The organism is Marivirga sp., assembly GCF_024636815.1.
GTDB lineage: Bacteria > Bacteroidota > Bacteroidia > Cytophagales > Cyclobacteriaceae > Marivirga.
Map to the genome: position 1 here is coordinate 1 of NZ_JAGXGF010000050.1, position 7,050 is coordinate 7,050.

General features: G+C 34.5%; 5 protein-coding genes. 4 read left to right on the forward strand and 1 reads right to left on the reverse strand.

The window, feature by feature from the left end; translation table 11 throughout:
• Positions 1-1,410 precede the first annotated feature (1,410 nt).
• The 3 genes from Q0L29_RS03855 to Q0L29_RS03865 are packed head-to-tail and all read left to right on the forward strand — an operon-like array spanning position 1,411 to position 5,826.
• Complete coding sequence (locus Q0L29_RS03855; RefSeq protein WP_296619247.1) at positions 1,411-3,624, forward strand: DNA cytosine methyltransferase; 2,214 nt, start codon at positions 1,411-1,413, stop codon at positions 3,622-3,624.
• Positions 3,621-4,799 carry an MvaI/BcnI family restriction endonuclease gene (locus Q0L29_RS03860; RefSeq protein ID WP_296619248.1) on the forward strand — a complete coding sequence of 393 codons (1,179 nt, stop codon included), beginning with the start codon at positions 3,621-3,623 and terminating at the stop codon, positions 4,797-4,799. Before Q0L29_RS03855 ends, Q0L29_RS03860 begins: the two co-directional genes overlap by 4 nt.
• 25 nt (positions 4,800-4,824) lie before the next feature.
• A complete protein-coding gene (locus Q0L29_RS03865) occupies positions 4,825-5,826 on the forward strand; it encodes a hypothetical protein (RefSeq protein WP_296619250.1) in 1,002 nt (333 codons plus the stop codon).
• 200 nt (positions 5,827-6,026) lie between these two features.
• Here Q0L29_RS03865 and Q0L29_RS03870 read toward each other — a convergent pair whose 3' ends face one another.
• The gene (locus Q0L29_RS03870) at positions 6,027-6,332 is read right to left on the reverse strand and encodes a hypothetical protein (protein ID WP_296619252.1); all 306 of its coding nucleotides are present in this window, start codon (positions 6,330-6,332) and stop codon (positions 6,027-6,029) included.
• A gap of 266 nt (positions 6,333-6,598) precedes the next feature.
• On the opposite strand from Q0L29_RS03870, the gene Q0L29_RS03875 reads away from it, so the two are divergent.
• The gene (locus Q0L29_RS03875; RefSeq protein WP_296619253.1) at positions 6,599-6,748 is read left to right on the forward strand and encodes a hypothetical protein; all 150 of its coding nucleotides are present in this window, start codon (positions 6,599-6,601) and stop codon (positions 6,746-6,748) included.
• The last annotated feature ends 302 nt before the right edge of the window (positions 6,749-7,050 follow it).

The following is a 7,050-nucleotide window of genomic DNA, read 5'->3' on the forward strand; positions in this document are numbered from 1 at the left end:
TCCACGGGCTACCATTTACATTATGAGACCATAAAAAATGAGATCAAGATCAATCCTAGACCCTCCCTCAATCTAAAGAAAAGTATCTACGACCATTTAATGGAACTGAACAATATCGGCCATGGAGAAAATTAAGATAGGACGGTTGCGAAAAATGCTACGAGCGGTAAGATAGAGGCCATTGTCTTATAGTTAAATACGAGGGAAGCCCAACTTAAAAAGCACTATGGAGCTGGGCTATGGCACTTTGCGGAAAGTAACGCGGGCAAAAAAGAAATGAATTTTAGACCTGTTGACGATGGCGTTCTACGGCATATCAACAAGACCTATGCCCAAAGCAAGAATTTCAGTACGGCGTTCGAACAGATCAAGAACAATACCGAAAGGCAAACTTTAACGATGTAATCTGAAAACAAATTATCGATCTATCCGAAAACGGACGGATCAAATTAATGAACAAATCATTCAAAACCCCCTGAATATGTAATATAGAATTTTGGCATTAAAGCCACCCGATCAAATCCCATAACTCACCCACTCAAAATTAAATACTCAAAAAAAAAGTATCTTGACTACTTGGTCCGGACCATTGATGCGCTCAACGAACCCGCGCCTGAACAACATATCCATATCAACAATCCCGGGTTCGGGAACATTTTTGACATCCTTAAGAACAAGACGTATAGAACCCGGTTTCTGGAAAAATTGGAAGCCTATTATGGGACCGATTATGCGCGGACCATCCTGAATAGTCTCAAGAAAAGTTCCCTGAATTCCTACTACACGCCCGATGCAATCGTCAGCTCCATAACGGCTTCCTTAAAATCGGCCAATAGTTTCGACCCAAAGACTATATTGGAACCTAGTGCGGGCAACGGCATCTTTATCCGTCATCTATCCAAAATCTATCCGTCCGCAAATTTTACGGCGTTCGAAAAGGAGATTTTGACGGTGCGTATATTGGAGCACAATTTTCGGTATCAAAAAAATGTACAGGTGTATGGTATTCCGTTTGAAAGTTTGGGGCAGACGGATGCAGCGAAAAACTACGACCTTGTTATCAGTATGCAAAAAACGGTCAAAGTGAACCACTGAAAACGGAGTTTTTTGAGCCACTTAAAAAATCATTTCAGACTATGCTATAAAAGGGTTTACAATAATTATTACTATGCTCACTTTCATCCGGCGCACGTGGTTCACTTTGACCGCCTCATCCAATAATGAGAAATAGATTTTCTATCATAACTTTCTTCAAAAAGGTAAAAGAAAAATCATTGTAGAAGCCATGGTTGGTAATTGCTGAGATATAAATGGTGTAGATTAATATGGAAATAATCCAAAAACAGTTGGAATATTGCATTACTGTCCGTAAATTCGTCCGTGTCCGCAAAAATGTCCGCAACTTAAACTATGGCTACAATAAACTTCTATCTCGACAAATCTGATAAAAAAGGATTCTCCCCAATTCACTTAAGAATTAACTGTAATTCTGAACAAGTCAAATTATCTACTGGTGAAAAAATAAAACAAGAAGACTTTGATAAAGAAACTCAATCTGTAAAGTTAAACTCTGAGAGAGCTACTGAAATAAATTATTATCTAGCTTATTTAAGAGATAGGGCTGATGAGCTATTGAATAATTCATATAAGAAAAGCTACACCAATAAAGAACTAAAATCAAAATTGACTGGTTTTGTCAAAGCCTATAAAGAAGGTCATAGTGTAAATATTGTTAGAGAGCAAATTTCATTATATGGCAAACCTTTCACATTTGTAGACTTATTTGCTGGCGCTGGCGGATTTAGTGAAGGCTTTCTCCAAGCTGAACATAATAATAAGTTTTTTGATTTTCTTGTTGCTAATGATATTAATGAGAATTCTGAGTTAACTCATGTAGTACGATATAATCATCAATTGGGTTTAGATGCTGATTTCTTATGTCAAGATATTACAGAGCCTGATTTTTTAGATAATTTAATCTCGAAAACTAAAGGTAAAAAAGTTGATGTAGTATGTGGTGGACCACCTTGTCAGAGTTTTAGTTTAGCAGGGAAGAGAAAAAAGTTTGATAAGAAAGATGATTTGTTTTCTCATTATTTAGAGGTAATCAAAGTACTTCAACCAAAGTATTTTGTTATGGAAAACGTAAAGGGAATTCTCACAAAAGAGCAAGGGAAAATTAAAGAGTTGATTCTAAAAGAAATTAACTCCATCGTTGATATTAATGAAATTCCTCGTTTAACATCTTTTATTAAATCTTTAAAGAAAACCAATATAGATAATGATTTCTTGTTAGATAGTTTAATTAAGAGAATAGAGATTGAACAGTTTACTGATGCCAAAGCTGAGGAGGCAAAAGAAGTTTATATCAGAACAATTGATGCTAAATTTAGAAAGCTAACTCCAGATATTGTGGATTATAAAACGAGTAAAACTGATGAAAGAATAAGCACAATTAGGCATGGTTTTAATCTTTTAGTCAGAAATAAAGAATGGGAAAAACTAAAGCGTGATATTATTCGCGAAAAGGATTTTTGCAATATTGACAATGATTACTTCGTAGATTCTTTTACTCGATTCCTTACTGATATAGATTCAAATGAAATAATCAAAAAAATAGAAGAAGCTTTTAATAGATTAAATGTAGCAAAGGAATTTAAACAATCTTGTGGTGACATAATAAAAGCACTTAAAATTTATGTACTAAACATTGATGATTGCCTCACAATGATTCGTGGTTACTGCGATGAAATTCAAAACAACGAACTAGATTCGATAATAAGCGATATACGATTATATAAAATTGAAGCTCCATTTGTAGCGAATTCTTCAAATTATGGTGTTCCCCAGAATAGAGAACGAGTTTTATTTATTGGATGTAGAAAAGACCAAAAATTCATATCCGAAATTCCAGCCAGTGTTTCTGAAGAAGAAAAAGTTTCTGTTTTTGAGGCATTGTATGATTTAGATTTTATTGGAAATAATCAAGAAGCCCATCAATATCATTTAGTTGATATCTCTAAACAATACAATGGAACAGCTAAAAAAATGAAAGGCCTTTTAAAGAAACGTTCAATTGATGGCAAACTATTAAAAAGTAAAGGCAAAACATTTGCGGAATGGAGTAGGAGCGGTAGGTTAAATGGTCGATTTGTAAAAGCTAGTAAACCATTTTATGTAAAAAATGAAGAAGCTTTAAGTAATGGTGAGAAAGTTTATGACCTTCTCCATAACCACAAAACTAGCAATCAAGGTGAAGATGTGATTAGGCGTCTTGCCATAATCCTAAAAGAAGGAAATTATAAAAAAGCTCAAGAAAAATTAAATGAGTGCGGGTTATCTTCAAACAAGAGAAATTATAATGTGTTAAAGCCTGAAGGCCAGAGCCCTACGGTAATGACTATTCCAGACGACTACATTCATTATAATACACCCAGAGCACTTACGGTGCGAGAAATGGCAAGATTGCAATCCTTCGATGATTCTTTTGTTTTTCAAGGAAAACGTTCTACTGGTGGCAATAATAGAAAATCTGAATTACCTCAATATACTTTGGTTGGGAATGCCGTTCCTCCACTCTTAGCAAGAGCAGTTGCGACGGAAATTTTGAAAAATATTAAATGAGAATATTAACTAGCCAAGAAGAAGAAAAACTAAAAGTTTTAACCGAAAATTCAATCTCGTTAACCTTAATTGAGCCTACTGAAAATGGACTTAAAAAGTCTATAATGGATGCAACTGGTACAGTTAGAAATTATTTAAGAAATAATAATTTTCACGATTATAACTTGCAAGCACAAGGTCCTGAAAGTAAGGTTATAATAGACGCTCTTATTTATGAAAAAGATAAAGTAAATAAATCAAGAACTTCATTATATAGGCCAAAAACAAAGAAAGGAGACCCAAGAATATGGTTTAGTGGACTAACTAAACATTCTAATCCAAATGATATTTTAGCATTAATTGCCTTTGAAAATAAGTTGCACGTTCTTAATTTAACCCAACTACCAATAGGGCAATTAATAGATTCTATAATTACAAATCCAATTAAGGAATTAATTGAAGAAATTAATTTTATTGAAAATGCTGTTTCAAAAGAATTATTAAATATGTTGACTAACCTTGCTAAAGGTGGTCCAATTTTATCTATGGTAAATGCGGATACTTCTGTAGGAAGAACATTGGAAACCGCCTTAGGAATAGATATTAATTCATCTAAACTCCCTGATTACAAAGGAATTGAATTGAAATCTTTTAGAGCCAATAAGGGAAATAGAAAAAATTTATTTGCTCAAGTTCCTGATTGGAAATTGAGCAAATTTAGAAGTTCAGCAGAAATACTAGATGCATTTGGCTATTGGAGAGAGGAAGATTATAAGTTATACTGTACAGTTTCTGCAATAACAAATAACTCACAAGGGTTATCATTAAAAATTGATTCAGATATAAATCAACTTATTGAAAACTCCAATCAAAAAGGAGTAGGGGACTTTGTAGTTTGGACTCTAGAAAAACTACATAATAGATTACTTGAAAAGCATAAAGAAACTTTTTGGGTCGCAGCGGATACAATTAATGCTGATGGCAAAGAGTATTTTCAATATCGGCAAGTCGAACATACTAGAAAGCCAATTGTTTCGCAATTCGATTTACTAATTGAACAAGGAGTAATTACTTTAGACCATTTGATAAAAAGAAATTCAAAAGGTAAAGTGGTTGAAAAAGGTCCATTATTTAAGATTAAACCAAATAGTTTAGATTTATTATTTCCTCCAAGTAATATTTATTCTCTTATTTAAATATATATTGGTGTAAATTTAATTTATGCCTAATAGTAGAGAAAATGCAATCAGATTTTTAGAAACACAATGGTCTTCTATTAATGCTAACAAAGTAATAGGTATACAAGCTGAAGTCCGGTTCGAAAATCATTTAAACACGCCAGCATTAAGAAGTCTTTATCAGTTTATAATCCCAGGTGGTTGGATTATTTCACCAGGGAATATTAATTTAACGAATTTACCAACAAAGAATAGAATTGCTGTATTACCAATTCCGAAAGCATTTACTTGGTCTGGAGCTATAAGTCCTCCTTCTTTTTCAGGGCAGGTATTAGCTCATTCATATTTCCAACAGGCAGGCATGAAAGTATATTTTGCCGAATGCGATACAATTCTTAATGCGGTAAATGAAGGCAATTTTGCAATACCAACAAAAGGAAGTTATTTAAGAAGTTATAACATAAATTTTAAGAAAGTTGGGGCTCAAGGTTTGGTTCCTGTACCAACTGCAGTAGTAATGAATAATTTCTCTCCACGAATGGGAGCACGAGGAATGAGAGCCTACGCATTGCATAGGATTGATAGAACTCTTCCAATTTGGAATGACAATCATATCGTTACAGATTTGTTTTGGAAAGATTATGTAAGGTACTTTTTGCAAAGAAATTTTGTTGTCTCTAATAACGATTTAGATTTCTTTCTAGTCAGTAATTCTGGTAAATCATACCCCGTTGAATTTAAAAGTAAAACAGCTGCGAATGATACTCAAATTGGTGATTGGTTTGGTATTGATGTTGGTCCTTTTGCTAAACTTTCTTATTTCATTTCGTTAAGCAACAATATGGATGCAATCTATGTTGTAGAGGAAGTTGATGCTCTCAGAAATACTGTCGATTGGTGGGCTATTAAATTTTCCGATCTTCTAAAAGGCTGTAGTTGGGTACAACAAGGTGGTGGTGCTGGAATGGGAGGAGGCAGAAGTTCCACATTGAAAGTGCCTAAAGCAGTTTTTACACAGTTAAATATTTTTCTGACTACGATATAATAGATTATATAAAACAGAATCTCGATGTTAGGCTGCAAAAAACGGTCAAAGTGAACCACTGAAAACGGAGTTTTTTGAGCCACTTAAAAAATCATTTCAGACTATGCTATAAAAGGGTTTACAATAATTATTACTGTGCTCACTTTATTCCGGCGCGGGTGGTATACTATGTCCGTCCTTTCCAATAAGTTAAGAAACAGTTAACTCCACTTTTTACCTAAATTGGTGAGGTCGGCCTGCATTAAATCATCAGGGGTCATGGCAATTTTAAATTCGCACTCGGCTTCAAAATTTAGATACCAGGGTTCGGCAATTTTAGGAACGGCAGAGGCACTAGGAACATCGACTACCATAACGGCTCCGCGATGCCCGTCTAGTTCAGTAAAGTAAATAACTTCTGGCTTGATGTCATCAACAACTCGGCCAATGATTTCTCCTGCCGCACCACTTTTGACCATTGAATTGAAAGGCTCAATGGGGAATGTTACATTAACTAACATTTTCATGACTATACTATTTATGGTTAATAATTCTATGAGAAATAAAATAAGGCCTTTTTGATTTCAAAATCGGGTCCTTTTGTACGAAGCAGTACAATTACTGTCCAAAGGCATAGTTTTATTTATCAAGGTTATGATTGGATTGGTTATTCCATTGCTTATTGGATATTTAGTCAAGTAATAAAGTGAATCATTATATTAATCATTTCTAAGAATTCTATGATCATGAAGGACTTACTTGCGAAGAAAAGGCCACTCATTATTATAGAAAAATGACACTCTACGAATACAAAATGCTTTCAGAAGATGAGCAATGGGATGCTGTATTCTCAAGAGGCAAGTTTGCAAAAAACGGTCAAATTGAACCACTGAAAACGGAATTTTTTGAGCCACTTAAAAAATCGTTTCAGACTATGCTATAAAAGGGTTTACAATAATTATTGCTATGCTCACTTTCATCCGGCGCACGTGGTATACTTCGACGGGCTCATCCAACAGATGCGACAGAACCGGGCTATGGCACTTTGCGGAAAGTAACGCGGGCAAAAAAGAAATGAATTTTAGAGCAGTTGACGATGGCGTTCTACGGCATATCAACAGGACCTATGCCCAAAGCAAGAATTTCAGTACGGCGTTCGAACAGATCAAGAACAATACCGAAAGGCAAACTTTAACGATGTGATCTGAAAACAAATTATCGATCTATCCGGAAACGGACGGATCA

What these genes read in the sequence shown, in the direction of transcription:
- Q0L29_RS03855 (WP_296619247.1), top strand. Translation starts at nt 1,411, where the DNA reads ATGGCTACAATAAACTTCTATCTCGACAAATCTGATAAAAAAGGATTC.
- Q0L29_RS03860 (WP_296619248.1), top strand. Translation starts at nt 3,621, where the DNA reads ATGAGAATATTAACTAGCCAAGAAGAAGAAAAACTAAAAGTTTTAACC.
- Q0L29_RS03865 (WP_296619250.1), top strand. Translation starts at nt 4,825, where the DNA reads ATGCCTAATAGTAGAGAAAATGCAATCAGATTTTTAGAAACACAATGG.
- Q0L29_RS03870 (WP_296619252.1), bottom strand. Translation starts at nt 6,332, where the DNA reads ATGAAAATGTTAGTTAATGTAACATTCCCCATTGAGCCTTTCAATTCA.
- Q0L29_RS03875 (WP_296619253.1), top strand. Translation starts at nt 6,599, where the DNA reads ATGACACTCTACGAATACAAAATGCTTTCAGAAGATGAGCAATGGGAT.